Source organism: Streptomyces sp. NBC_00582, assembly GCF_036345155.1.
Classification (GTDB): Bacteria; Actinomycetota; Actinomycetes; order Streptomycetales; family Streptomycetaceae; genus Streptomyces.
In genome coordinates this window covers 7,940,376-7,963,413 of record NZ_CP107772.1, presented here as the reverse complement: position 1 = coordinate 7,963,413, position 23,038 = coordinate 7,940,376, and the positions used below count along the sequence as shown (strand labels likewise).

Genomic DNA, 23,038 nt, shown 5'->3' with positions numbered 1-23,038 from the left:
TGACGGCCTCAGATTCCGTCGCGCAGGGGGGTCAGCGGGTGGGGCCGGCGTGCGGGCGGGATCTGGGGCTGTCGTTGTTCGAGGCCGAAGGTGGTGAAGGCGGTGCGGGTGGGCAGGGGGTAGTTGTCCTTGCCGGTGAGGGTGTTGAGGACGGTGGCGCTGCGCCAGGCGGCGAGGCCGAGGTCGGGGGCGCCGACGCCGTGGGTGTGGCGCTCGCCGTTCTGTACGTAGACGTGGCAGCCGGTGGCGGTGACGGAGGGGTCGAGGACGAGGCGGAACTGTTCGTCGATGCGGGGGCGTCCGGCGCTGTCGCGGCGCATGTAGGGGTCGAGGCCGGCGAGGATGCGGTCGAGGGGGCGCTCGCGGTGGCCGGTGGCGAGGACGACGGCGTCGGTGGTGAGGCGGGAGCGGGTGTTCTGCTGGGTGTGTTCGAGGTGGAGTTCGAGGCGGGTGGTGGAGATGCGGCCGGCGGTACGGACGCGGACGCCGGGGGTGAGGACGGCGTCGGGCCAGCCGCCGTCGAGGGTGCGGCGGTAGAGCTCGTCGTGGATGGCGGCGAGGGTGCCGGCGTCGATGCCCTTGTGGAGTTGCCAGTGGGCGCTGACGAGACGGTCGCGGACGGGTTCGGCGAGGGCGTGGAAGTAGCGGGTGTAGTCGGGGGTGAAGTGTTCGAGGCCGAGCTTGGAGTACTCCATGGGGGCGAAGGCCTCGGTGCGGCCGATCCAGTGGAGTTGTTCGCGGCCCACGGGGCGGTGGCGCAGGAGGTCGAGGAAGATCTCGGCGCCGGACTGTCCTGATCCGACGACGGTGACATGGCCGGCGGCGAGGAGGGTGTCGCGGTGGGCGAGGTAGTCGCGGGCGTGCAGCACGGGGACGCCGGGGGTGTCGACGAGGGGGCGCAGGGGGTCGGGGATGTGGGGTTCGGTGCCGATGCCGAGGACGACGTTGCGGGTGTGGGTGCGGCCGAGGGCTTCGGCTTCGCCGTCGGTGTCGAGCTGGGTGTAGTCGACTTCGAAGGTGTCGCGTTCGGGGTTCCAGCGGACGGCGTCGACCTGGTGGCGGAAGTGGAGTGCGGGGAGGTGGTCGGCGACCCAGCGGCAGTAGGTGTCGTATTCGGCGCGCCGGATGTGGAAGTGCTCGGAGAAGTAAAAGGGGTAGAGGCGGTGGTGGGTCTTGAGGTAGTTGAGGAAGCTCCAGGGATTGGTGGGGTCCGCGAGGGTGACGAGGTCGGCGAGGAAGGGGACCTGGACGCGGGCGCCGTCGATGAGGAGGCCGGGGTGCCAGTCGAAGCGGGGGCGTTGTTCGTAGAAGACGGTGTCGAGTTCGGCGAGGGGGTGGGCGAGGGCGGCGAGGGAGAGGTTGCTGGGGCCGATGCCGATGCCGACGAGGTCGCGGGGGGTGTCGGAGTCCGGGGGTGGGGGCGTGTTCATGCGCGGGTGCTTTCCTTCCACCGGTTGTGAGGCGTTCTCAGGCCACCGCTGCCAGGAGGGCGGCCAGGTCGTGGGGGCGGGTGTGCGGGTTGAGGAGGGTGGTCTTGAGCCAGAGGCGGCCGTCGAGGCGGGCGCGGCCGAGGACGGCGTGGCCGTCGGTGAGGAGGCGGCGGCGTATCGCGGCGACGGCGGTGTCGGGGGCGCCGGTGGGGCGGAAGAGGACGGTGCTGATGGTGGGCTCGGCGTGGAGTTCGAGGCCGGGGTGGTCGCGGACCAGGGCGGCGAAGGCGTGGGCGTGGTCGCAGACCTGGTCGACGAGGGTGCCGAGGCCGTGGCGGCCGAGGGTCTTGAGGGTGACGGCGATCTTGAGGACGTCGGGTCGGCGGGTGGTGCGCAGGGAGCGGCCCAGGAGGTCGGGGAGGCCGGCCTCGGTGTCGTCGTCGGCGTTGAGGTAGTCGGCGTGCTGGTTCAGGGCGGTGAGGTCGGCGGGGTCGCGGACGGCGAGGAGTCCGGCGGCGACGGGCTGCCAGCCGAGTTTGTGCAGGTCGAGGGTGACGGTGTGGGCGGCGTCGAGTCCGTCGAGTTTCGGGCGGTGGCGGTCGCTGAAGAGGAGTCCGCCTCCGTAGGCGGCGTCGATGTGGAGGCGGGCGCCGTGGGTCGCGCAGAGGGCGGCGACGGCGGGGAGGGGGTCGATGAGTCCGGCGTCGGTGGTGCCCGCGGTGGCGGCGACCAGGTGGGGACCGGGGACGGTGGTGAGGGCGGCGTGGAGCGCGGCGGGGTCGAGGGTGCCGGTGGGGGCCGGGACGACGACGGGTGCGGGCAGGCCGAGGAGCCAGGCGGCGCGGGTGAGGGAGTGGTGGGCGTTGCCGCCGCACAGGAGGCGGACGGTGGGGCCGAGGGTCTCGCGGGCGAGGAGGAGGGCGAGCTGGTTGGACTCGGTGCCGCCGGTGGTGACGAGGGCGTCGGGGTGGGGCGGGTTGCGGACGTCGTCGGCTGGGGGTGCTGTCCGGGTGTCGTCGCCCTGGGGTGCGTAGACCTCCCTCGTGAGTGCCCGTGTCACGAGCGCCTCCAGCTCCGAGGCCGCCGGGGCCTGGTCCCAGGAGTCGAGGGAGGGGTTGAGGGCGCAGACGGCGAGGTCGGCGGCGGTGGCGACGGCGAGGGGCGGGCAGTGCAGATGGGCGGCGCACCGGGGGTGCGCGGGGTCGGCGGAGCCTTCGGCGAGGGCGTGGACGAGGTCGGTGAGGGCGTGCGGGTCACCGTCTTCGGGGAGTACGTCGCCGACGGCGGCCCTCAGGCGGGCGGCGACCGCGTCGGGGCCGCCGGCGGGGAGGGGGCCGCCGCGGGCCCGTGCGCCCGCGTCGAGGGCGTCGAGGACGGCGGCGAGCAGGGGCCGGAGCGCGCCGGCGCCGTCGGGGCCTGAGGCGAGCGGGGGGTTGCTCATCGGGTCCTCCGGTCGGGCGCGGGGCAGAGGGGGCTCCAGCTTGTACGCCGATGTGGAGACACGCCCGAAAAGAGCAACGATCGGTACCCGAAAGTGGATACCGGTCGTCGCGGTGGTGCTGCGGGTCGTTCTGTGGACGAGTCAGTCCGTGAACTCGTCGTCCTCGTCTTCTTCCGGCTCCTGCTCAGCCGCCTGCGTGTGCAGGGTGATCTGGCCGACGAGTTGATGCACCTCGGCGATCATCCGGTCCAGTTCCTCCTGCGATCCGAAGGGATGCACGGTGGTGGCCCTGGCATCGGGGCCGTCTGCGATTTTGAGCAGGCGCTCGACGGCGAATCGGGCTTCGGTCACAGCCTGTCGCAGGGCACGTCGTTCGACGGCGAGTTTCTCGGCGACCGTCTGCTGGGAGCCGTCGGCGTCCTGGTTCTGCTGCCGCTCCTGTTCGGCCTGCTGGGCCTTGTCGGGGTTGGAGAGGGCGACGAGGGTCCACTGGTCGAGGGGTTGGACCGCCCGGCCGCCGGCGTCCCGCGCCAACTTGTCCGGCGCGGCCAGGTCGACGGCCGGGATGGTGTACATGTCGGCCGTGTTGCGCGCCAGGAGTTGGGCGTCGGTGAAGGAGTTCAGGCATTCCCGCCTGGCCTCGAAGGCATTGGCCGCGAGGGCCAGACTCCACAGTCCCTTCTCCGACTCGGCGAGGCCGGCGACGATCTGGTCGGTGTTGGCGCGGAACGGGACGGTTCTGCCCACGGCGGAGCCGACGTTGCGGGTGATGAGTTTGTCCGCGATGAGCGCGATACCGCCTGCGACCGCGAGGGTCTGGCGGGCGTCGTTGTTCCCCTTCAGCGCCGGTTCCACGAGATCGGTGAAGTCGGTGTCCGGAGTGGGCTGCCAGTCGCCCAGTACTCCCTTGGTGAGTACACCGCCGTTGGCCCAGGCGTTGCGGGCCTGCTGGAGCGAGCCCGCCTTGTAGCCACGCCAGGGCAGGTCGATGACGGGACCGAGGAGCTCTGCGTACCCTGCGGTGTTCATCCGGCTGGTGCCCTTGATGTCCTTGGCGAACCTCTTCACCTGCTCGAAGACCTCGGGCCGGGTGAGGAAGTGGGTCAGGTAGACGGCACGCCAGAGGGGTGTGCCCGGGATATCGCTCCTGCCGAAGACGCCGGGCAGGTCCTCCGGCTTGCGGCGTCCCAGGGCAAGGCCGATGATCCCGTCGAGGAGGCTGTTCTGCGGGAGTCCGGGAAGCCGTACCCGGCTGATGGCGCGGCTTCCCACCTCCACATTCTGTGCGGCGGCCTCCCAGTGGCGGAATTCGACGTGGATCGAGGCGAGGATGGAGCGAACGGCGTCGTCGAAGACCTCCTCCGCGGAGAGTCCTGCGGAGCCGTGCCGGTGGATGCCCACCGTGACCTGGGCAGGCACGACAAGTGTCTGACCGAGGCGTACGGAACGGTCTGCGGGCTGCGGCTGGTTGACACCTCGCTGAAACTCCGCGAGGAACCCGTTGAGTGCTTCCTGCCGGCCCAGCGCCATGCGCTGGCTGAGGGACCTCTCGGCGGCGCCTCGCCGCTGGGTCTTCTCGGCGGTCAGGACGCGCAGCGCCGTGGCCGCGATCTCGTCGGCGTAGGGCGAGGCGCCGTCGGTGAGCAGGGCCCACGCGCTGGTCAGCCGGGTGATGCCGTCGCGTACGGCGAGGACGTCCATGTGTTCGTCGCCGTCGGCGAATTCAAGTCGGCAGGGGTGTGCGATGACGGCTCGGGTGATCCGCCGGGCGAGGATCGAGCGGTCGTAGGGGTTGGGGTTGGCGTGCCTGGTCTGTTCTATGGTCTGGGCCAGGTGGTCGCGCAGGTGCTTCCGGTCGCGGTAACGGTAGACGACCCGGGCGTAGGGGCGTCCCTGCTCGTCGACGTCGCCGTGGACCTCGGGGTCCTCGACGGGGAGGGCCCCCTGGCTGGTGCGCGGCTGGTGTCCGGGGAACAGTTCGGTCAGCCAGACCCGGGTGTGCAGTGAGCGGAGGGTGGCGCCTTCGACGTGCTCTTCAATCAGGGCCGAGGCCTGTCCCTTGGCGGAACGCAACTGGGCGGCAGCGGCCTCGGGCGAGATGATGGCGCGGGCGACGGCATGCCAGGCGTCCTCGTCGAGGGCGGCGCCGTCCGCCTGCAGGCCGGCCTTGACGAGTTGGGCTCGGTCGCCGGGGGTGGAAGGATCGGGCAGGGAGCGTTCGAAGCCCGAGACGGTGAATTCCTCACCTTCGAAGGTGAACGAGATCGTCTCGGGGCCCCCTTCGGAGGCTTCGATACGCTGACCAGAGCCGAGCTGGTCCTGGGATTCAGCGGATGTTGCCACGTTCTTCCTTTCATTGAGCTGCCGAGGTCCCATAATTCACTCGCTTGTTCACTGGCCCGAGGTCATCCGGGCCGGTAGACTTGGGGGTGCAGTCAGGGCCACGCAGGAGCGTGCGCCAGGTCTGCTTCCACGAGCCCCGGCCATCGGCCGGGGCTCGTCACGTAGGAAGCGGCTGTCAGCACCGCTCGGGTGCGAGCGCCTTGGGGAGGTGCCGGCCGTACCAACCCCACATGAACCGCCTGTTCTCCTGGCGGGCGATCGCCTGGCAGCCGCAGTACGCGACGAGGTCGGCCATCTGCAGCCACGTCGAGACGTGGGCCGGGATCGCCACGGCCGACAGCGGGATACGGCTCGGGCGCAGGCTCAGGTGCACCTCGTCGTAGAGGTGCTCGCTACCGTCTCCGTCGACGACCAGAGCGGCAGTCTCGCCCGCCTCGGCCAGGCGCTGGTCGAGCACGCGCAGAAGCCGGTCGTAGGCGCGTCGCTTGGCCCGGCCCCAGTGGGTGGCGTCCTGGGTGTAGACGGTGACGATGTCGAGGCCAGGCTGCGCCGCGATCACGTCGAGCGCTTCTTGGGCCATGCGGTAGCGCTCTATCTTGAGCGGGTTGCGGCCACCCGGGCGCCCACGACCGGCGAGGAAATTGTTGGCGTGGAGCTCGTACTCGGGAGGGATTCCGTGGTCACGGGACCAACGGTCGCGAAGTTCCTGCCAGACACGCAGAACACGTGCGGCTTCGGCCTTCGGGACGCCCACGGCGGTATAGAGCGCGAGGCCACTGCTGGGGATGCCTGAGTCGTCGATGTAGTACACACGATCGACCGGCTGAGATGCACTGATGGCTGTTCCTGGCCTTTCGCTCGAATCCGAAGGGTCACCAGAACGACAGGCGGCTGCACCGCGTCGAACTGATCACTCCAGCCGGCCTTCGGGCCGGTCAGGCAAACGGATTCGGGCGATACGCGCTGCGTCATCCATCGCTTCGCTCCTCGTCCTCTCCCTCGGTGGCCCGCTGAGATTCAAGTGATCTCCGGGGTCCGCCAGTTCGAGTGCGAGTGACATCCGGCCTGGTGCCGTCTGCTGGTCGCGGAGCGATGAAGGGCTCGTACTCCTTTCAGGCTAGACCCGCATCTTTCACACCGTCAACTTCTTCACGCACGCGCCACGCTGGCGCTCCCCCGCCATGCCCGAGCCGGGGAAGCGCTCACCGAGTTCACTCGCCCCGTACCCGCAACGCCCTCTTCAGATCGTCCAGTTGGTCGGTCAGCTTGCGGCGCAGGGCCGGGATGGGGTCGGCGTCGCGCAGACAGGTCTCGCCGAGGGCGAGCGCCTCGGGGTCGATGGCGTGCACGGGGAAGGCCCAGTGGCCTGCGGCGTCGGCGATGGCGGGGCCGCGGCGGGCGGCGACGGCGACGGCGTCCTCGTAGTAGCGGGCGACGTACGGGCGGACGAGGCCGGCCTGTTCCGGCTGCCAGAAGCCCTGGGCGGTGGCGGTGAAGAGGTAGTTGGAGAGGTCGTCGGAGGCGAACATGGCGGCCCAGGCCCTCGCCTTGGCGTCCTCGTCGGGCAGGGCGGCGCGGCAGCGGGCGGCGCCCTCGCGGCCGGTGGCGGACGGGTCGCGCTCGAGTTCGGCGGCGATGGCGGTCTCGTCGGTGGCGCCGAGGACGGCGAGCCGGGCGAGGATGCGCCAGCGCAGGTCGGGGTCGAGTTCGGGGCCGCCGGGGACGGTGCCGTCGGCGAACCAGGCGGCGATGGTGTCGGGCTGGGCGGCGACGTTGATGAAGTGGCGTACGGCGATCAGGCGCAGGCCGGGGTGGTCGCCGTCCTCGGTGCGGCGGATGAGGTCGCGGCACAGGGCGGAGAGGGTGGCGAGGGCGGCGGGGCGGTCCTCGGGGGCGAGGTGGCGGGCGGCGACGTGGGTGCCGGCGAAGGCGAGGACGCCCTGGACGAGGGCGAGGTCGGTCTCGTGCGGGAGGTGGGCGCGGGCGGTGTCGAGGTAGGCGGTGGGGGCGAGTTCGCCGTCGCGTACGGCGTCGCGCAGGGCGTTCCAGACGACGGCGCGGGTGAGCGGGTCGGGCAGTCCGCACAGGTGGGCGGTGACGCCCTCGAAGGAGTGGGGGTCGAAGCGGATCTTGGCGTAGGTGAGGTCGCCGTCGTTGAGGAGGAGCAGGGTGGGGCGCTTGCCGAGGGGGACGGGGGTGGTGTGCGGGAGGTCGAGTTCGAGGGGGGCGCGCCGGGTGAGGCGGCCCTCGTCGCCGGGGAGGTCGAGGTCGTAGAGGCCGACGGCGATGCGGTGGGGGCGGCTGCCGGTGCGTTCGACGGTGAGGTGGTGGTCGCCGTTGGCGCCGGTGACGACGGGGGTGAGGGTGTCGACGCCGGTGGTGCGCAGCCAGGCGTCGGCCCAGGCGTGGACGTCGCGGTCGGTGCCGGCGGCGAGGGAGTCGATGAAGTCGGCGAGGGTGGCGTTGGCGAACCGGTGGCGGGCGAAGTGGGTGTTGATGCCGGCGAGGAAGTCCTTCTCCCCGAGCCAGGTGACGAGCTGGCGCAGGGCGGAGGCGCCCTTGGCGTAGGAGATGCCGTCGAAGTTGAGCAGGGCGGAGGCGGTGTCGGGGACGTCCTCGGGGGCGACGGGGTGGGTGGAGGGGCGCTGGTCGGCGTCGTAGCCCCAGGCCTTGCGGACGACGCCGAAGTCGGTCCAGGTGTCGGTGAAGCGGGTGGCTTCGGTGAGGGTCTGGTAGCCCATGTACTCGGCGAAGGACTCGTTGAGCCAGATGTCGTCCCACCAGGTGAGGGTGACGAGGTCGCCGAACCACATGTGGGCCATCTCGTGGGCGACGACCATGGCGCGGGTCTGGCGTTCGGTGTCGGTGACGGCGGAGCGGTAGACGAACTCGTCGCGGAACGTGACGAGTCCGGGGTTCTCCATGGCGCCGGCGTTGAACTCGGGGACGAAGGCCTGGTCGTAGGAGTCGAAGGGGTAGGGCTCCTCGAACTTCTCGTGGTAGCGGTCGAAGCAGGCGCGGGTGATGTCGAGGAGCTCGTCGGCGTCGGCGTCGAGGTGGGGGGCGAGGGAGCGGCGGCAGTGGAGGCCGAAGGGCAGGCCACGGTGTTCGGTGCGCACGGAGTGCCAGGGGCCGGCGGCGACGGCGACGAGGTAGGTGGAGATGAGGGGGGTGGTGGCGGCCCGCCACCGTCCGTCGCCGAGGTGTTCGGTGACGCCGTTGGCGAGGACGGTCCAGTTCTCGGGGGCCTTGACGGTCAGGTCGAAGACGGCCTTGAGGTCGGGCTGGTCGAAGGCGGCGAAGACGCGCTGGACGTCGTCCATGAAGAGCTGGGTGTAGAGGTAGGTCTCACCGTCGCTGGGGTCGGTGAAGCGGTGCATGCCCTCGCCGGTGCGGGAGTAGCGCATGTCGGCGTCGACGCGCAGTTCGTGTTCCCCGGCGCCGAGGTTCTTCAGCGCGATCCGGTTGCCGTCGAGGCCGTCGGGGTCGAGGGGCTGTCCGTCGAGCGTGACCGAGCGCAGTTCGGCTGGCTTGACCTCGACGAAGGTGTCCCCATCGGCGCGTGCGGTGAACCTGATGGCGGTGCGGGAGCCGAAGGTCTCGTCGCCGGTGGTCAGGTCGAGCTCGATGGTGTAGCGGTGGACGTCGAGGAGTCGGGCACGGGTCAGCGCTTCGTCGCGCGTCAGTACGGACATGCACGACATGCTGCCCGATGCCGCAGGCCGGGCACAGGGGCGGATCGTTACGCACCCTATGTCCCTTCCCGCGCCGGAGCCGCCGGGCATCCCCCGTGGTGGGGGCGGGGCCCGGCCGGATCTCGCCGTCGTGGGGCGGGCTCAGCCCGCCGTGGGGGCCGCCGTGTCCTCGGCGATGCGCTCGTGGTGGCGGATCACCTCGGCGATGATGAAGTTGAGGAACTTCTCGGCGAACGCGGGGTCGAGCTTGGCGCTCTCGGCGAGGGTGCGCAGCCGTTCGATCTGGCGGGCCTCGCGGGTCGGGTCGGCGGCGGGAAGCTGGTGGCGGGCCTTGAGGTGGCCGACCTGCTGGGTGGCCTTGAAGCGCTCGGCGAGCATGTGGACGACGGCCGCGTCGATGTTGTCGATGCTGTCGCGCAGCCGGTCGAGTTCGGCGCGGACGGCCGGGTCGACGCCTTCGGTGCCGGTTCCGGGGGTGTTGCGGGTGGTCATGGGCGATCACCCTAGTGCGTCGCCCTCGGGGGCCCGTCACCGGCGGCTCCCTCGCGCCGGCTCCTGCCGCGGCGGCCTCCTCGTACAGTGGAATCGGGTGCAGACGTCTTGGGGGTGCGGGCGTGGCCAACGGCGGACCGGTCGAGCACGGCTTTCCGCATCTGGAGACGGTGCGGGCCGCCGTGACGGCGCTGTACCGGCGGCTGTCGTACGACACGATCCACCAGTTCGCGGCCAGTGTGCCGCCGGTGGACGTGGCGTTCTGCGACACGGACGATCTGCATCTGGGGACGCAGCGGGTGGCGCGGGAGCTGGTGCGGCACTACCGGCTGCCGGACGCGCGGATGATCGTGGCGTTCCGGGAGATGGAGCACGCGGCGCATGTGGAACTGGCGGCGGGCCCGGAGTACTTCGTCGAGCTGAACGACCGTTTCCGGACACACCGGCGGGACATCGGGGCGGCGCTGGCGCACGAGATCATGCATGTGTATCTGCACCGGCTGGACCTGTCCTTCCGGGGGACCCGGGCCAACGAGATCCTGACGGACACGGCGACGACGTATCTGGGGGCGGGCTGGCTGCTGCTGGACGCCTACCGGGAGGACGCGGCCTCCTCGCAGAAGCTGGGGTATCTGACGCCGGAGGAGTTCGGCTACGTGCTGGCGAAGCGGTCGCTGGTGTTCGGGGAGGACCCCTCGACGTGGTTCACCAGTCCGCAGGCGTACACGGCGTATGTGCGGGGGCGTGAGCAGGCCCTGCACGACGAGCGGCAGCCACCGCTGACGGCGGCCGGCTGGGCGGGGCGCCGCCGGTACGCGCGTGACCGGCGGCACGCGCAGGACCGCGGCCACGGCGAGGACCGACGGCTCGCGGCGGTCGTCGCGTCGGCCGCGGACCCGCCGTACACGTTCGCGCCGGACCCGCGCGGACCGTTGCGGGTGACGTTCCCCTGCCCCACCTGCCACCAGCGGATCAGGGTGCCGGTGAAGGGGCGGGTCCGGGCGCGGTGCGGGCTGTGCCGGACGGTCCTGGAGTGCGACACCTAGGGCCCTTCTGACGGATCTCCGTGGGTGAAGGAGCGGCGTTCGGTGCGCGCGATCGGCGTGCGGCGTGGAGGGTCATGTGGCGGAGCCACCTGGCCCTTCGCGCCGTGCGGCGAGCGGGCGTGCCGGGCGTCGCGACGCCGCGGAGATCCGTCAGAAGGGCCCTGGTGCCCCGGCAGGCAACGCGTCCCGGGACAACACACCTAGTGCCTGTCGACAGGCGAGACCGCCGTGCGGGGCAGTGCCGCGCACAGGCCCGCGCAGACCACGAACCCGCCGGTCACCCAGGGCATCGCCGTGCCCAGCGCCTCGGTGAGGCCCTGGTCGGTGTGGCCGAAGAACACGGTGCCGAGGATCGCCGCGCCGAGGGCGCCGCCGAACTGCTGGGCGGTGGAGAAGATCCCGGAGGCGCCGCCGGCGAGGTCGGCGGGTACGGCGGACAGGACGATGTTGACCAGGGGCACGACGAGGAAGCCGAGGCCGGCGCCGGCGACGGCCAGGCCGGGGGTGAGCGGCCAGGCGCCGGTGTGGGTGGCGGCGGCGCCGTCGAGGGCGGCCCACACCCAGCCGAAGCCGCCGGCCATGAGCACTGCTCCGGCGGCCGGGACGAGCCGTCCGTGGCGTACGGCGAGGGCGTCGGCGGCCGGGGCGGTGAGGAAGCCGCCGACGGAGAAGGCGACGGTCAGCAGGCCCGCCTGGAGGGGGGTGTAGCCCTCGCCGGACTGGAGCCAGACGGCGAAGACGAGGAAGAAGCCCTGCATGCCGACGGAGAAGAGGAGTTGGACCAGGACGCCGACGGAGAAGGCGGGGAGCCGGAAGGCGCGGGCCGGGAGGAGGGGGACGGTGGTGGTGGCGTGCCGTCGCGCCTGGAACACGCCGAGGCCGGTGACGGCGAGCACTCCGGCGGCCAGCACGATCCAGCCCCACAGTGGCCAGCCGTTCTCGCGGCCCTGGACGAGGGGCAGCACGATCGCGACCAGACCGGCGGCGAGGACGAGGCTGCCGAGGGTGTCGGGGCGGCTCGCGGAGCGTTCCCGGGTGGCCGGGACGAGGAGCGCTCCGGCGACGAGGGTGACCAGGGCGACGGGCACGTTCACCAGGAACACGGACCGCCAGCCCCAGCCGAACAGGTCGGCGTCCGTGAGCACCCCGCCGAGCAGCAGTCCGACGGCGGAGGCGAAGCCGGCGACCGCTCCGTACATCCCGAAGGCGGCGCCGCGTTCGCGGCCCTGGAAGAGGGTGCGGAAGGAGCCGATGACCTGGGGGACGAGGACGGCGGCGAGGACGCCCTGGACGGCGCGTGCGGCGATCAGTTGGCCGGGGCTCTGGGCGATTCCGCAGGCGAGGCTCGCGAGTCCGAAGCCGGCGGTGCCGACGAGGAAGAGGGTGCGGCGGCCGTAGCGGTCACCGAGGTGGCCGGAGACGATCAGGGCGGCGGCGAAGCCGAGGAGGTAGGCGGAGACCGTCCACTGCAGGGCGCCGGCGGAGGCGTGCAGGTCCTGGGCGATGGAGGGGATCGCGACGTTGACGATGGTCGTGTCGAGGAGGTCCATCAGGGCGGCGACCATCATGACGACGGCGGCGGCCCAGCGGTGGGGGTGGGGTTCGGGCGCGAGGGTCGGGGGTGCGGCGAGAGGGGCGGTCATGGCTGTCTCCCGTTCGGATGGGATTTATTTCGTTCGACCTAACGAAAGACTTGCATCGACAGCCCGGCCGCGCAAGTCGTTAGTTCGACCGAACGAAATTTTTGTTAGCCTGACCCCATGACCGACGAACGGCGGGCCGCCGCCCTGGAACGCCTGATGACCGTGGGCCGGCAGCACAGCATGGTCACGGTGATGTTCCACTCGGCGATCGCGGCGAAGCAGGGGCTGAACGCCACGGAGGAGAAGACCCTCGACGTCCTTCAGCGCAGGGGACCGCTCACGGCGAAGGACCTGGCCGAGCACACGGGTCTGGCCCCGGCCTCCGTCACCGGCATGCTGGACCGGCTGGAGGCCAAGGGGTTCGTCCGCCGGGTCAAGCACCCCACGGACAAGCGGCGGGTGCTCGTCGAACTGAACGAGACCAAGCTCGCGGAACTCGCGGTGTTCTTCGAGGAGTGGGCGCGGGACATCGTCGAGGCGTGCGAGGAGTTCGACGCGCAGGAACTGGAGACGGTGAACCGCTTCCTGGAGGTCATGACCCGGGCCCAGAGCCGGGCGACGGCCCGACTGACCGGCTGAGCCGTCCTTACGCCCCGTACACGGCGCCGGGCGGTTCGGCCGCGGCCAGCAGCTTCTGTACGGCCTCTCCCGCCTCCGCCGGGCTCCAGCGCGCGCCCTTGTCGGCGGTGGGGCCCGGCCGCCAGCCCTCCATCACGGTGATCCGGCCGGCCTCCGCCTCGAAGACCCGGCCGGTGACGCCCGCGCTCGCGGCGGAACCCAGCCAGACGACGAGCGGTGAGACGTTCTCCGGGGCCATGGCGTCGAAGCCGGACTCCGGGGCAGTCATGGTCTCGGCGAACGTCCGTTCCGTCATCCGGGTGCGGGCGGCGGGCGCGATCGCGTTGACCTGGACGCCGTAGCGGGCGAGTTCGGCGGCGGCGACCAGCGTCAGGCCGACGATCCCGGCCTTCGCGGCGCTGTAGTTGCCCTGCCCGACCGAGCCCAGCAGGCCCGCCCCGCTGCTCGTGTTGACGATCCGGGCGACCGGTGTGCGTCCCGCCTTGGCCTCGGCGCGCCAGTACGCGCTGGCGTGCCTGAGCGGCAGGAAGTGCCCCTTGAGGTGGACGCGCAGGACGGCGTCGAAGTCGTCCTCGTCGAGGTTGACCAGCATCCGGTCGCGCAGGAAGCCCGCGTTGTTGACGAGGGTGTCGAGCCGGCCGTAGGTCTCCAGGGCGGTGGCGACGAGGGAGGCGGCGCCCTCGGACGTGGCGATGTCACCGCCGTGGGCGACGGCCTCGCCGCCCGCCGCGCGGATCTCCGCCACGACCCGGCCGGCCGGGCTGCCGGGGCCCGGCGCGCCGTCCAGTCCGACGCCCAGGTCGTTGACGACGACCCGCGCGCCCTCGGCCGCGAAGGCGAGCGCGTGCGCCCGCCCGAGGCCCCGCCCGGCGCCGGTGACGACGACCACCCGCCCCTCACAGAGTGCTGTCATTCCAGGCCTCCTCGCTGTCCTTGTCGGCGGACACGGCGTCCTTCTCGGCGGCGACGGCGCCTCGGTCGACGGTCACGACGCCCTGGCCGACCGCCACGGCACCCCCGTCGGCGGCAACGGCGCCCCCGTCGACCGCCACGACGTCCTCGTCGTCGGCGACGGCGCCCCCGTCGACCGTCGCGACGTCCTTGTCGGCGGTCACAGCGCCCCCGTCGGCGGCGACGGCGCCCCCGTCGACCGTCACGACGCCCCCGTCGGCAGTCGCGACGCCCCCGTCGGCGGCGACGGCGCCCCCGTCGACCGTCACGACGTCCTTGTCGGCGGTCACAGCGCCCTCGTCGGCGGCGACGGCGCCCCGGTCGGCCATCGCGGCGCCCCGGTCAGCAGTCGCGACGCCCCCGTCGACCGTCACGGCGCCCCCGTCGACCGTCACGGCGCCCCCGCCAGCGGCAACGGCGCCCTGAGCGACCGTCACGGCGCCCCGGTCGGCGGCAACGGCACCCCCGTCGGCGGCAACGGCACGCCCGTCGGCGGCGACGGCGCCCCCGTCGGCCGTCGCGGGGTCCTTGTTGGCTGTCGCGGCGGCGAGGAACGCGGGGCGTTCCCCTCCCCCGTGGACGAGCAGGCTCGCCCCGGTGATGTACGCGGCCGCGTCGGAGGCGAGGAAGACGGCCGCCGCGCCCACGTCGGCGGGCTGGGCGAGCCGGCCGAGCGGGACGGTGCGGGAGACGCCCTCGACGCCCTCGGGGCCGCCGTAGTGCAGATGCGCCAGCTCGGTGTGGACCATGCCGACGACCAACGTGTTGACCCGCACCCGCGGGGCCCACTCGACGGCCATCGAGCGGGCGAGGTTCTCCAGGGCGGCCTTGGCGGCGCCGTAGGCCGCCGAACCGGGCGAGGGACGGCTGCCGCTGACGCTGCCGATCATCACGATCGCGCCGCCGGCCCGGCTGAGGTGGTCGTGGGCGGCGAGGGAGACGGTCAGCGGAGCGAGCAGATTGAGCTCGATCACGCGCGCGTGGCGCTCGGCCGGCGCGTCGACGAGTCTGCGGTACGGCGCGCCCCCCGCGTTGTTGACGAGGACGTCGCACCGGGGCAGCCCGGCGAAGAACTCCCGTACGGCGTCCGCGTCCCGTACGTCCAGGGCCACGAACTCGGTCCTGGGCAGGGGGACTTCCGGCGGGCGGCGGGCGACGACCACCACGTCGGCGCCCGCGCGCGCGAAGGAGCGCGCGATGCCGGCGCCCACGCCCCGGGTGCCGCCCGTGACGACGGCGACCTTCCCGTCCAGCTCCATTCGCTGCTACCTTTCACCTAACAAACGTTTGGTGGAAAGGTAGCTGATGCTTCCATGGGTGTCTCCACCTCGTCCCCCGAAAAGGGGATTTCCGTTGTCGGAGTCGACGTCCCGCCGGTCAACGCCCTGCCGGTGAGCGGCTGGTTCGCGCTGGCCGACGCCGTGCGCGCGGCCGGGCGGGACCCGGGGACCCGCTGTGTGGTGCTGACCGCCGGGGGGCGGGGTTTCAACGCGGGCGTGGACATCAAGGAGCTGCAGACGCAGGGGCCGAGCGCCCTCGTCGGCGCCAACCGCGGCTGCTTCGAGGCGTTCGCGGCGGTGTACGAGTGCGAGGTCCCGGTGGTCGCGGCGGTGCACGGCTTCTGTCTGGGCGGCGGCGTCGGACTCGTCGGCAACGCCGACCTGGTCGTGGCGAGCGAGGACGCCGTGTTCGGGCTGCCCGAGCTGGACCGGGGCGCGCTGGGCGCGGCGACCCATCTGGCCCGGCTGGTCCCCCAGCACCTGATGCGCGCCCTGTACTTCACCGCGCGCACGGTGACGGCGGCCGAGCTGCACACGCACGGCTCGGTGTGGCGGGTGGTCCCGCGCGAGCGGCTGCTCGGGGCCGCGCTGGAGGTGGCGCGGGAGATCGCCGCCAAGGACGGGGAGCTGCTGCGGCTGGCGAAGGCGGCCCTCAACGGCATCGACCCGGTCGACGTGCGCCGCAGCTACCGCTTCGAGCAGGGCTTCACCTTCGAGGCGAGCGTCTCGGGGGTGGCCGACCGGGTGCGCGACACGTTCGGGAACGCCGGGCACACAGGCGACGCGGGGAACGGGCGGACGGAGGCGGGCGGGTGACCGACAAGACGATGACGGCCGAGGAGGCCGTCTCCCGGCTGGAGAGCGGCATGACCCTCGGCATCGGCGGCTGGGGCTCGCGCCGCAAGCCGATGGCCCTGGTCCGGGCCCTGCTGCGGTCCGGGGTCACCGACCTGACCGTGGTGTCGTACGGCGGCCCGGACGTCGGGATGCTGGCGGCGGCCGGGCGGATCCGCAGGCTGGTCGCGGCCTTCGCCACCCTCGACTCCATCCCGCTCGAACCGCACTACCGGGCGGCCCGTGAGCGCGGGGCGTTCGAGCTGACGGAGGTCGACGAGGCGATGTTCATGTGGGGGCTGCGCGCCGCCGCGAACCGGCTGCCGTTCCTGCCGGTGCGGGCGGGGCTCGGCTCGGACGTCATGCGGGTCAACCCGGGCCTCAGGACGGTGACGTCGCCGTACGAGGACGGGGAGACGTTCGTCGCGATGCCGGCCCTGCGGCTGGACGCGGCGCTGGTGCACGTCAACCGGGCCGACCGGCTGGGCAACGGGCAGTATCTGGGCCCCGACCCGTACTTCGACGACCTCTTCTGCGCGGCGGCGGACACGGCGTACGTGTCGTGCGAACGGATCGTCGACACGGCCGAGCTGACGAAGGAGGCGGGGCCGCAGAGCCTGCTCGTCGGGCGCCATGTGGTGACAGGGGTGGTGGAGGCGCCGGGCGGGGCGCACTTCACGTCCTGCGCCCCCGACTACGGGCGGGACGAGGCGTTCCAGAAGCGGTACGCGACCACGCCGTGGCCGGAGTTCGCGGCGCGCTATCTGGCGGGCGACGAGCAGGCGTACCGGGCGGCGGTCGGGGAGGACTCATGACCACACGGGCCGAGTACTGCGTGATCGCCTGCGCCGAGGCGTGGCGGGACGGGGGCGAGATCCTGGCGAGCCCGATGGGCCTGGTCCCCTCGGTGGGGGCCCGGCTGGCCCGGCTCACCTTCGCGCCGGACCTGCTGCTCACCGACGGCGAGGCGACGGTCGTCCGCCCGGACGGCACCGCCGAGGGCTGGCTGCCGTACCGGAAACATCTGGAGCTGGTCACGGGCGGGCGGCGGCACGTGATGATGGGCGCGAGCCAGATCGACCGGTACGGCAACCAGAACATCTCCTGCATCGGCGACTGGGCGAGGCCCGCGCGCCAGCTTCTGGGGGTGCGCGGGGCTCCGGTCAACACGCTGAACAACCCGACCAGTTACTGGGTCCCCCGGCACTCCCGGCGGGTGTTCGTCGAGCGGGTCGACATGGTGTGCGGAGTCGGCCACGACCGGGCGGCCGGCGCCCGTCACCACCGGATCCCCCGGGTCGTCTCCGACCTCGGTGTCTTCGACTTCGCCACATCGGACCGCGCGATGCGGCTGGCCTCGGTGCATCCGGGGGTGAGTGTGGAGCAGGTCCGGGAGGCGACGGGGTTCGAGCTGGTCGTCCCGGACGAGGTGCCGTGCACCCGGGAGCCGACGGCCGAGGAGCTGCGGCTGATCCGTGAGGTGATCGATCCGGGGAACACCCGCGCGCGGGAGGTGCCGGCCTGATGGACACGGCGCTGACGCGGCTGGTCGGGGTGCGGCATCCGGTGGTGCAGACGGGGATGGGCTGGGTGGCCGGCCCCCGGCTGGTGTCGGCGGTGGCGAACGCGGGCGCGCTGGGTGTGCTGGGCTCGGCGACGATGACCGTGGACGGGCTGCGGGAGGCGGTACGGGAGGTCAAGTCCCGTACGGACGCGCCGTTCGGGGTGAATCTGCGGGCGGACGCGGGGGACGCGGGCGACCGGGTGCGGATCATCGTCGACGAGGGGGTGCGGGTGGCGTCCTTCGCGCTGGCGCCGTCCCGGGAGCTGATCGCCGAGCTGAAGGAGGCCGGGGTCGTCGTGATCCCCTCCGTGGGGGCGCGCCGGCATGCCGAGAAGGTCGCGGCGTGGGGTGCGGACGCGGTGGTGGTGCAGGGCGGGGAGGGCGGCGGGCACACCGGCGAGGTGGCGACGACCGTGCTGCTGCCGCAGGTGGTGGACGCGGTGGACGTCCCGGTCGTGGCGGCGGGCGGCTTCTTCGACGGGCGGGGCCTGGTCGCGGCGCTGGCGTACGGGGCGGCGGGGGTGGCGATGGGCACGCGGTTCCTGCTGACGAGGGACTCGACCGTGCCGGACCCGGTGAAGGCCCGCTATCTGGCGGCGACGGTCCGGGACGTCACGGTGACCCGCGCGGTGGACGGCCTGCCGCACCGCATGCTGCGGACGGATCTGGTCGACTCCCTGGAGCGCGCCAGCCGTACGCGCCGTCTGCTCCACGCGATCCGCCGCGCGGCGGCCTTCCGCACGCTGTCGGGGCTGTCCTGGCCGGGCATGGTCCGGGACGGCCTCGCCCTGAAACATGGCAAGGAGCTGTCCTGGAGCCAGGTCCTGCTGGCCGCCAACACCCCGATGCTCCTGAAGTCGGCGATGGTGGACGGCCGCACGGACCTCGGGGTGATGGCCTCGGGGCAGGTCGCCGGTGTGATCGACGACCTGCCGTCGTGCGCGGATCTGGTGGACCGGATCATGAAGGAGGCCGAGACGGTCAGGGAGCGGCTCACAGCCTCTCGATGATCGTCACGTTCGCCTGGCCGCCGCCCTCGCACATGGTTTGCAGGCCGTAGCGGCCGCCCGTGCGCTCCAGTTCGTGCAGGAGGGTCGTCATCAGCTTGGCGCCGGTCGCGCCGAGCGGATGGCCGAGGGCGATGGCGCCGCCGTTGACGTTGACCTTCTCCGGGTCGGCGCCGGTCTCCTTCAGCCAGGCGAGGACGACCGGTGCGAAGGCCTCGTTGATCTCGACGAGGTCGATGTCGTCGATGGTCAGCCCGGTCTTCTTCAGCGCGTACGCCGTCGCCGGGATGGGCGCGGTCAGCATGCGGATGGGGTCCTCGCCTCGTACGGAGAGGTGGTGCACGCGCGCGCGGGGGGTGAGCCCGTGTTCGCGGACCGCGCGCTCGGAGGCGAGGAGCAGGGCGGCGGCGCCGTCGGAGACCTGGGAGGAGCAGGCGGCGGTGACGGTCCCGCCGCCGATGACGGGCTTGAGGGCGGCCATCTTCTCCAGGGTGGTGTCGCGGCGCGGCCCTTCGTCGGCCGTCACGTCACCGTGGGCGACGGTCTCCCGCGCGAAGCGGCCCTCGTCGATCGCGCGGATCGCCCGCCGGTGGGAGCGCAGCGCGAACTCCTCCTGGTCGAGGCGGCTGATGCCCCATTTCGCGGCGATCATCTCGGCGCCGGCGAACTGGTTGACGGGCCGGTCGCCGTAGCGGGCGCGCCAGCCCTCGCTGCCCGCGAAGGGGCCCTGGGTGAAACCGAGCGGTTCGGCGGCCTGGCGGGTGGCGAAGGCGATGGGGATCTGCGACATGTTCTGCACGCCGCCCGCGACGACGAGGTCCTGGGTGCCGGAGAGCACGGCCTGGGCGGCGAAGTGGACGGCCTGCTGGGAGGAGCCGCACTGGCGGTCCACGGTCACCCCCGGCACCTCCTCGGGCAGCCCCGCGGCGAGCCAGCAGGTGCGGGCGATGTCCCCGGCCTGCGGCCCGACGGCGTCCAGGCAGCCGAAGACGACGTCCTCCACGGCCGCCGGGTCGACCAAGGCGCGGGCGACCAGTTCCTTGAGCACGTGCGCGCCCAGATCGGCCGGGTGGACCCCGCTCAGTCCTCCCCCGCGCCGCCCGACGGGCGTACGGACCGCTTCGACGACATAGGCCTCTGCCATGGCGACTCCCCAGTGGGTTATGTGCGTACGGCGATCCCGTCCAGCACCATCGACAGGTACTGTCGGGCGATCTCCTCCGGGCTGTGCTGTCCGCCGGGCCGGTACCAGGACGCGGCGACCCAGACGGTGTCGCGGACGAACCGGTAGGTGAGGCGGACGTCGAGGTCGGCGCGGAAGACCTGGAGCCCGACCCCGCGTTCCAGCGTGGACAGCCATGCCTTCTCGAACCGGCGCTGGGAGTCGGCGAGGAACGCGAACCGCTCCTGCGCGACCAGGTGCCGGCTCTCCTTCTGGTAGATCGCGACGGCGGCGCGGTGCCGGTCGATCTCCCGGAACGACTCGGTGACCAGGGCCTCCAGCGTCTCGCGGGGGCCGAGGCCGGCGCCGAGGACGGTGTCGTAGCCGTCCCACAGCTCGTCGAGGAAGGTGCGCAGGATCTCCTCGAGCATCGACTCCTTGGAGTCGAAGTGGTAGTAGAGGCTGCCGGCGAGCATGCCGGCGTGGTCGGCGATCTTTCGGACGGTGGTGGCGTTGTAGCCCTGCTCGGCGAAGACCTCGGCGGCGGTGTCGAGGAGTTCGCGGCGCCGGGCGGGCGCGGCGGTCACCTGGGGCTTCTTCTTGGTCGGCACGGGCCCATTGTCGTCTGTCGTCCTAGGCGTGCTGGCTGCTGACGGAGACGGTCTCGCCCGTCATGTACGAGGAGTAGCCGGACGCGAGGAACACGATCACGTTGGCGACCTCCCAGGGTTCGGCGTACCGGCCGAAGGCCTCGCGCGCGGTGAGTTCCCGGAGCAGTTCGGGGGTGGTGACCTTGACCAGGTGCGGGTGCATGGCGAGGCTCGGGGCGACGGCGTTGACCCGCACCCCGTACGCGGCGGCCTCGATCGCCGCGCAGCGGGTCAGCGCCATCACCCCGGCCTTGGCGGCGGCGTAGTGGGCCTGTCCGGCCTGGGCACGCCAGCCGACGACGGAGGCGTTGTTGACGATCACCCCGCCGCCGGTGTCCCGCAGGTGCCGCAGGGCGGCGCGGGTGCAGCGGAAGGTGCCGTTGAGGGTGACGTCGAGGACGCGGGTCCACTGGTCGTCGGTCATGTCGACGAGGGGGGCGGTGCCGCCGAGTCCGGCGTTGTTGACGACGACGTCGAGCCGTCCGTGCGTCTGAACGGCCGCGTCGAACAGGGCGCGGACCTGGCGGTCGTCGGTGACGTCACAGGGGGCGGCGGCGACCGAGGCCGCGCCGAACTCGCCGGCCAGCTCGGCCTCGTACTCCTTCAGGCGCCGGGTGTGGGCGTCGCTGATCAGGACGCGGGCGCCCTCCTGGAGGAAGCGCCGGGCGGTCGCGCCGCCGATGCCCGCGCCGGCCGCCGCCGTGATGACGGCGGTGCGGCCCGCGAGCAGTCCGTGCCCGGGCACGTACGCCGGAGTCTCGACGTCTGTCATACCGCCACGCTAACCTACCAAACACTTGTTAGGGAAGGATGGCATCCGGGAGGCCGCCCATGGATCTCGCCCTCACGCGGGAAGAGGAGGCGTTCCGCGCCGAGGCCCGTGCCTGGCTGGACGCACACGTGCCCGCGGTCGCGCCGCCGTCCCTGGAGACGGCGCAGGGGTTCGCGGCGCACCGCGCCTGGGAGGCGGAACTGGCCGCCGGCGGCTGGTCGGTGGTGGACTGGCCCGCGCGCTACGGCGGCCGGGACTGCGGTCTGATCCGCTGGCTGCTGTTCGAGGAGGAGTACTACGCGGCGGGCGCCCCGGGGCGCGTCAACCAGAACGGGATCAGCCTGCTGGCCCCGACCCTGCTGGAGCACGGCACCGAGGAACAGCGGACCCGGGTGCTGCCGCCGATGGCGCGCGGCGAGACGGTGTGGGCACAGGCGTGGTCGGAGCCGGAGGCCGGTTCGGACCTGGCCGCTCTGCGTTCGCGGGCGGTGCGCGCGGACGGCGGCTGGCGCTTGAGCGGTCAGAAGACCTGGTCGTCGCGCGCGGCCTTCGCCGACCGCGCCTTCGGTCTGTTCCGCAGCGACCCGGACGCCGCGAAGCCCCACCAGGGGCTCACCTACGTCATGTTCGACCTGCGCGCGCCCGGGGTGACCGTCCGTCCGATCGGCCGGCTCGACGGGAAGCCGGCGTTCGCGGAGCTGTTCCTGGACGAGGTGTTCGTGCCGGACGAGGACGTGATCGGCGCTCCCGGGCAGGGCTGGCGGATCGCGATGTCGACGGCGGCCAACGAACGCGGGCTCACGCTGCGCTCCCCGGGCCGCTTCCTGGCGTCCGCCGAGCGTCTGCACGCCCTGTGGCGCGAGCGGGGCGGCCCCCCGGAGGAGGGCGCGCGGGTCGCGGACGCGCTGATCGGCGCCCGCGCGTACCAGCTCTTCACCTATGGGGCCGCCTGCCGTTTCCTCGCGGGCGAGCGGCTCGGCCCGGAGTCCAGCCTGAACAAGCTCTTCTGGTCCGAGTACGACATCGCGCTGCACGAGACGGCGCTCGACCTGCTGGGCGAGGAGGGGGAGCGGGCGGACACCGACTGGGCGGAGCGGTATGTGTTCTCGCTCGCCGGTCCCATCTACGCGGGCACCAACGAGATCCAGCGCGACATCGTCGCCGAGCGGCTGCTCGGCCTGCCGAAGGGACGCCGCTGATGCGCTTCCTCCTGGACGCCGAGCAGCGGGCGTTCGCCGCTTCCCTGGACGCGCTGCTGACGGCGGCGGACACGCCGAAGGCGGTGCGGGCGTGGGGCCGGGGGGAGCACGGACCGGGCCGGGCGCTGTGGTTGCGGCTCGCCGACGCGGGGGTGTTCGCGCTGGCGGTTCCGGAGGCGTACGACGGGCTGGGGCTCCGGCCGGTCGATCTGGCGGTGGCGTTCGTGGAGCTGGGGCGGCACGCGGTGCCGGGTCCCGTGGTGGAGACGGTGACCGCGGCGGCCCTGATCCGCGAACCGGGCCCCGCGAAGAGGCTGTTGCCGGCGCTGGCGGCGGGCGGCTCGGTGGCGACGGTGGCGTACCAGGGGGCGTACGCGCTCGACGGCGATCTGGCGGACGTACGGCTGTCGCTGGCGCCCGACGGGCTGCGGCTCGCCCCCGGCCATGACGCCGTCCGTGCCTCGCTGGACCCGGCGCGGCGGCTGACCCGGCTGCGGCCGGGCGGAGAGCTGCTCGGCGCCGGGCCGCCCGCGCCCGAGGCGCTGCTCCTGGCCCGTCTCACCACCGCCGCCCAGGCGTTGGGGGTGGGTCTGGCGCTGCTCGACCGGACGGTGGCGTATGTGCGGCAGCGCACGCAGTTCGGGGTGCCGGTGGGCTCGTTCCAGGCGGTCAGGCACCGGCTGGCGGACGCGAGGACGGCCCTGGAGTTCGCCCGGCCGCTGGTGCTGGGCGCCGCCGTGACGATGGCGCCCGCCGATGTGGCGGCGGCGAAGGTGAGCGCCTGCGAGGCGGCGTACGCCACCGCGCGGACGGCTCTGCAACTGCACGGCGCGATCGGGTACACGGAGGAGTACGACCTGTCGTTGTGGCTGACCCGGGCGCGGGCGCTGCGGACGGCGTGGGGCACCCCGCAGGAGTGCCGCGCCCAGGTGCTGGCCGCCCGGGCGTGA

At 72.7% G+C, this 23,038-nt stretch carries 19 protein-coding genes and 1 pseudogene; 8 read left to right on the top strand and 12 right to left on the bottom strand.

Annotated features, from left to right (window positions below):
• Window positions 1-8 precede the first annotated feature (8 nt).
• The 6 genes from OG852_RS35985 to OG852_RS35960 all read right to left on the bottom strand — a co-directional run bounded on the left by OG852_RS35985 (window position 9) and on the right by OG852_RS35960 (window position 9,401).
• The gene (locus OG852_RS35985; protein ID WP_330350114.1) at window positions 9-1,430 is read right to left on the bottom strand and encodes a lysine N(6)-hydroxylase/L-ornithine N(5)-oxygenase family protein; all 1,422 of its coding nucleotides are present in this window, start codon (window positions 1,428-1,430) and stop codon (window positions 9-11) included.
• 37 nt (window positions 1,431-1,467) lie between these two features.
• On the bottom strand, window positions 1,468-2,871 hold the full coding sequence (locus OG852_RS35980; RefSeq protein WP_330350113.1) for a pyridoxal phosphate-dependent decarboxylase family protein: 1,404 nt from the start codon (window positions 2,869-2,871) through the stop codon (window positions 1,468-1,470).
• A gap of 141 nt (window positions 2,872-3,012) precedes the next feature.
• A complete protein-coding gene (locus OG852_RS35975) occupies window positions 3,013-5,214 on the bottom strand; it encodes a hypothetical protein (protein WP_330350112.1) in 2,202 nt (733 codons plus the stop codon).
• 175 nt (window positions 5,215-5,389) lie between these two features.
• Complete coding sequence (locus OG852_RS35970) at window positions 5,390-6,025, bottom strand: DUF3800 domain-containing protein (protein WP_330350111.1); 636 nt, start codon at window positions 6,023-6,025, stop codon at window positions 5,390-5,392.
• Between the two features lie 400 nt (window positions 6,026-6,425).
• Window positions 6,426-8,909, bottom strand: coding sequence for an aminopeptidase N (gene pepN / locus OG852_RS35965; protein WP_330350110.1), 2,484 nt, complete (start codon window positions 8,907-8,909; stop codon window positions 6,426-6,428).
• A 141-nt stretch (window positions 8,910-9,050) separates the two neighbouring features.
• Window positions 9,051-9,401 (bottom strand): chorismate mutase, encoded by a 351-nt coding sequence (locus OG852_RS35960; RefSeq protein WP_133910157.1) that lies wholly within the window; start codon window positions 9,399-9,401, stop codon window positions 9,051-9,053.
• Between the two features lie 122 nt (window positions 9,402-9,523).
• On the opposite strand from OG852_RS35960, the gene OG852_RS35955 reads away from it, so the two are divergent.
• Window positions 9,524-10,447 carry a hypothetical protein gene (locus OG852_RS35955; protein WP_330350109.1) on the top strand — a complete coding sequence of 308 codons (924 nt, stop codon included), beginning with the start codon at window positions 9,524-9,526 and terminating at the stop codon, window positions 10,445-10,447.
• Between the two features lie 200 nt (window positions 10,448-10,647).
• On the opposite strand, the gene OG852_RS35950 is transcribed toward OG852_RS35955, so the two are convergent.
• Window positions 10,648-12,090, bottom strand: coding sequence for an MFS transporter (locus OG852_RS35950; RefSeq protein WP_330350108.1), 1,443 nt, complete (start codon window positions 12,088-12,090; stop codon window positions 10,648-10,650).
• A gap of 117 nt (window positions 12,091-12,207) precedes the next feature.
• Here OG852_RS35950 and OG852_RS35945 point away from each other — a divergent pair, with 117 nt between their 5' ends.
• Window positions 12,208-12,669, top strand: coding sequence for a MarR family winged helix-turn-helix transcriptional regulator (locus OG852_RS35945; RefSeq protein ID WP_133910154.1), 462 nt, complete (start codon window positions 12,208-12,210; stop codon window positions 12,667-12,669).
• A gap of 7 nt (window positions 12,670-12,676) precedes the next feature.
• Here the strand turns inward: OG852_RS35945 and OG852_RS35940 are convergent, their stop codons facing one another.
• Both OG852_RS35940 and OG852_RS35935 read right to left on the bottom strand, forming a co-directional pair.
• On the bottom strand, window positions 12,677-13,582 hold the full coding sequence (locus OG852_RS35940) for an SDR family oxidoreductase (protein WP_330350107.1): 906 nt from the start codon (window positions 13,580-13,582) through the stop codon (window positions 12,677-12,679).
• A gap of 562 nt (window positions 13,583-14,144) precedes the next feature.
• Window positions 14,145-14,879, bottom strand: a pseudogene (locus OG852_RS35935) (SDR family oxidoreductase); the annotation flags it as partial.
• A gap of 54 nt (window positions 14,880-14,933) precedes the next feature.
• Here OG852_RS35935 and OG852_RS35930 point away from each other — a divergent pair.
• Genes OG852_RS35930 through OG852_RS35915 form a run of 4 tightly spaced genes read left to right on the top strand, consistent with a single transcriptional unit; the run spans window position 14,934 to window position 18,308 of the window.
• A complete protein-coding gene (locus tag OG852_RS35930; protein ID WP_133910152.1) occupies window positions 14,934-15,716 on the top strand; it encodes an enoyl-CoA hydratase family protein in 783 nt (260 codons plus the stop codon).
• Window positions 15,713-16,549 (top strand): CoA transferase subunit A, encoded by an 837-nt coding sequence (locus tag OG852_RS35925; RefSeq protein WP_330350106.1) that lies wholly within the window; start codon window positions 15,713-15,715, stop codon window positions 16,547-16,549. The genes OG852_RS35930 and OG852_RS35925 overlap by 4 nt, the downstream gene beginning before the upstream one ends.
• Complete coding sequence (locus OG852_RS35920; protein ID WP_133910150.1) at window positions 16,546-17,259, top strand: CoA-transferase subunit beta; 714 nt, start codon at window positions 16,546-16,548, stop codon at window positions 17,257-17,259. The genes OG852_RS35925 and OG852_RS35920 overlap by 4 nt, the downstream gene beginning before the upstream one ends.
• Window positions 17,259-18,308: an NAD(P)H-dependent flavin oxidoreductase gene (locus tag OG852_RS35915; protein WP_330350105.1), complete on the top strand. Its 1,050-nt coding sequence runs from the start codon at window positions 17,259-17,261 to the stop codon at window positions 18,306-18,308. Before OG852_RS35920 ends, OG852_RS35915 begins: the two co-directional genes overlap by 1 nt.
• Here the strand turns inward: OG852_RS35915 and OG852_RS35910 are convergent.
• The 3 genes from OG852_RS35910 to OG852_RS35900 are packed head-to-tail and all read right to left on the bottom strand — an operon-like array spanning window position 18,292 to window position 20,889.
• The gene (locus OG852_RS35910; protein ID WP_133910148.1) at window positions 18,292-19,449 is read right to left on the bottom strand and encodes an acetyl-CoA C-acetyltransferase; all 1,158 of its coding nucleotides are present in this window, start codon (window positions 19,447-19,449) and stop codon (window positions 18,292-18,294) included. The two genes, OG852_RS35915 and OG852_RS35910, sit on opposite strands and share 17 nt — an antisense overlap.
• A 17-nt stretch (window positions 19,450-19,466) precedes the next feature.
• A complete protein-coding gene (locus OG852_RS35905) occupies window positions 19,467-20,078 on the bottom strand; it encodes a TetR/AcrR family transcriptional regulator (RefSeq protein WP_133910147.1) in 612 nt (203 codons plus the stop codon).
• A 22-nt stretch (window positions 20,079-20,100) separates the two neighbouring features.
• Window positions 20,101-20,889, bottom strand: coding sequence for an SDR family oxidoreductase (locus OG852_RS35900; RefSeq protein ID WP_330350104.1), 789 nt, complete (start codon window positions 20,887-20,889; stop codon window positions 20,101-20,103).
• Between the two features lie 59 nt (window positions 20,890-20,948).
• Here OG852_RS35900 and OG852_RS35895 point away from each other — a divergent pair, with 59 nt between their 5' ends.
• Both OG852_RS35895 and OG852_RS35890 read left to right on the top strand, forming a co-directional pair.
• Window positions 20,949-22,088 carry an acyl-CoA dehydrogenase family protein gene (locus tag OG852_RS35895; protein ID WP_133910145.1) on the top strand — a complete coding sequence of 380 codons (1,140 nt, stop codon included), beginning with the start codon at window positions 20,949-20,951 and terminating at the stop codon, window positions 22,086-22,088.
• Window positions 22,088-23,038, top strand: coding sequence for an acyl-CoA dehydrogenase family protein (locus OG852_RS35890; RefSeq protein ID WP_330350103.1), 951 nt, complete (start codon window positions 22,088-22,090; stop codon window positions 23,036-23,038). Before OG852_RS35895 ends, OG852_RS35890 begins: the two co-directional genes overlap by 1 nt.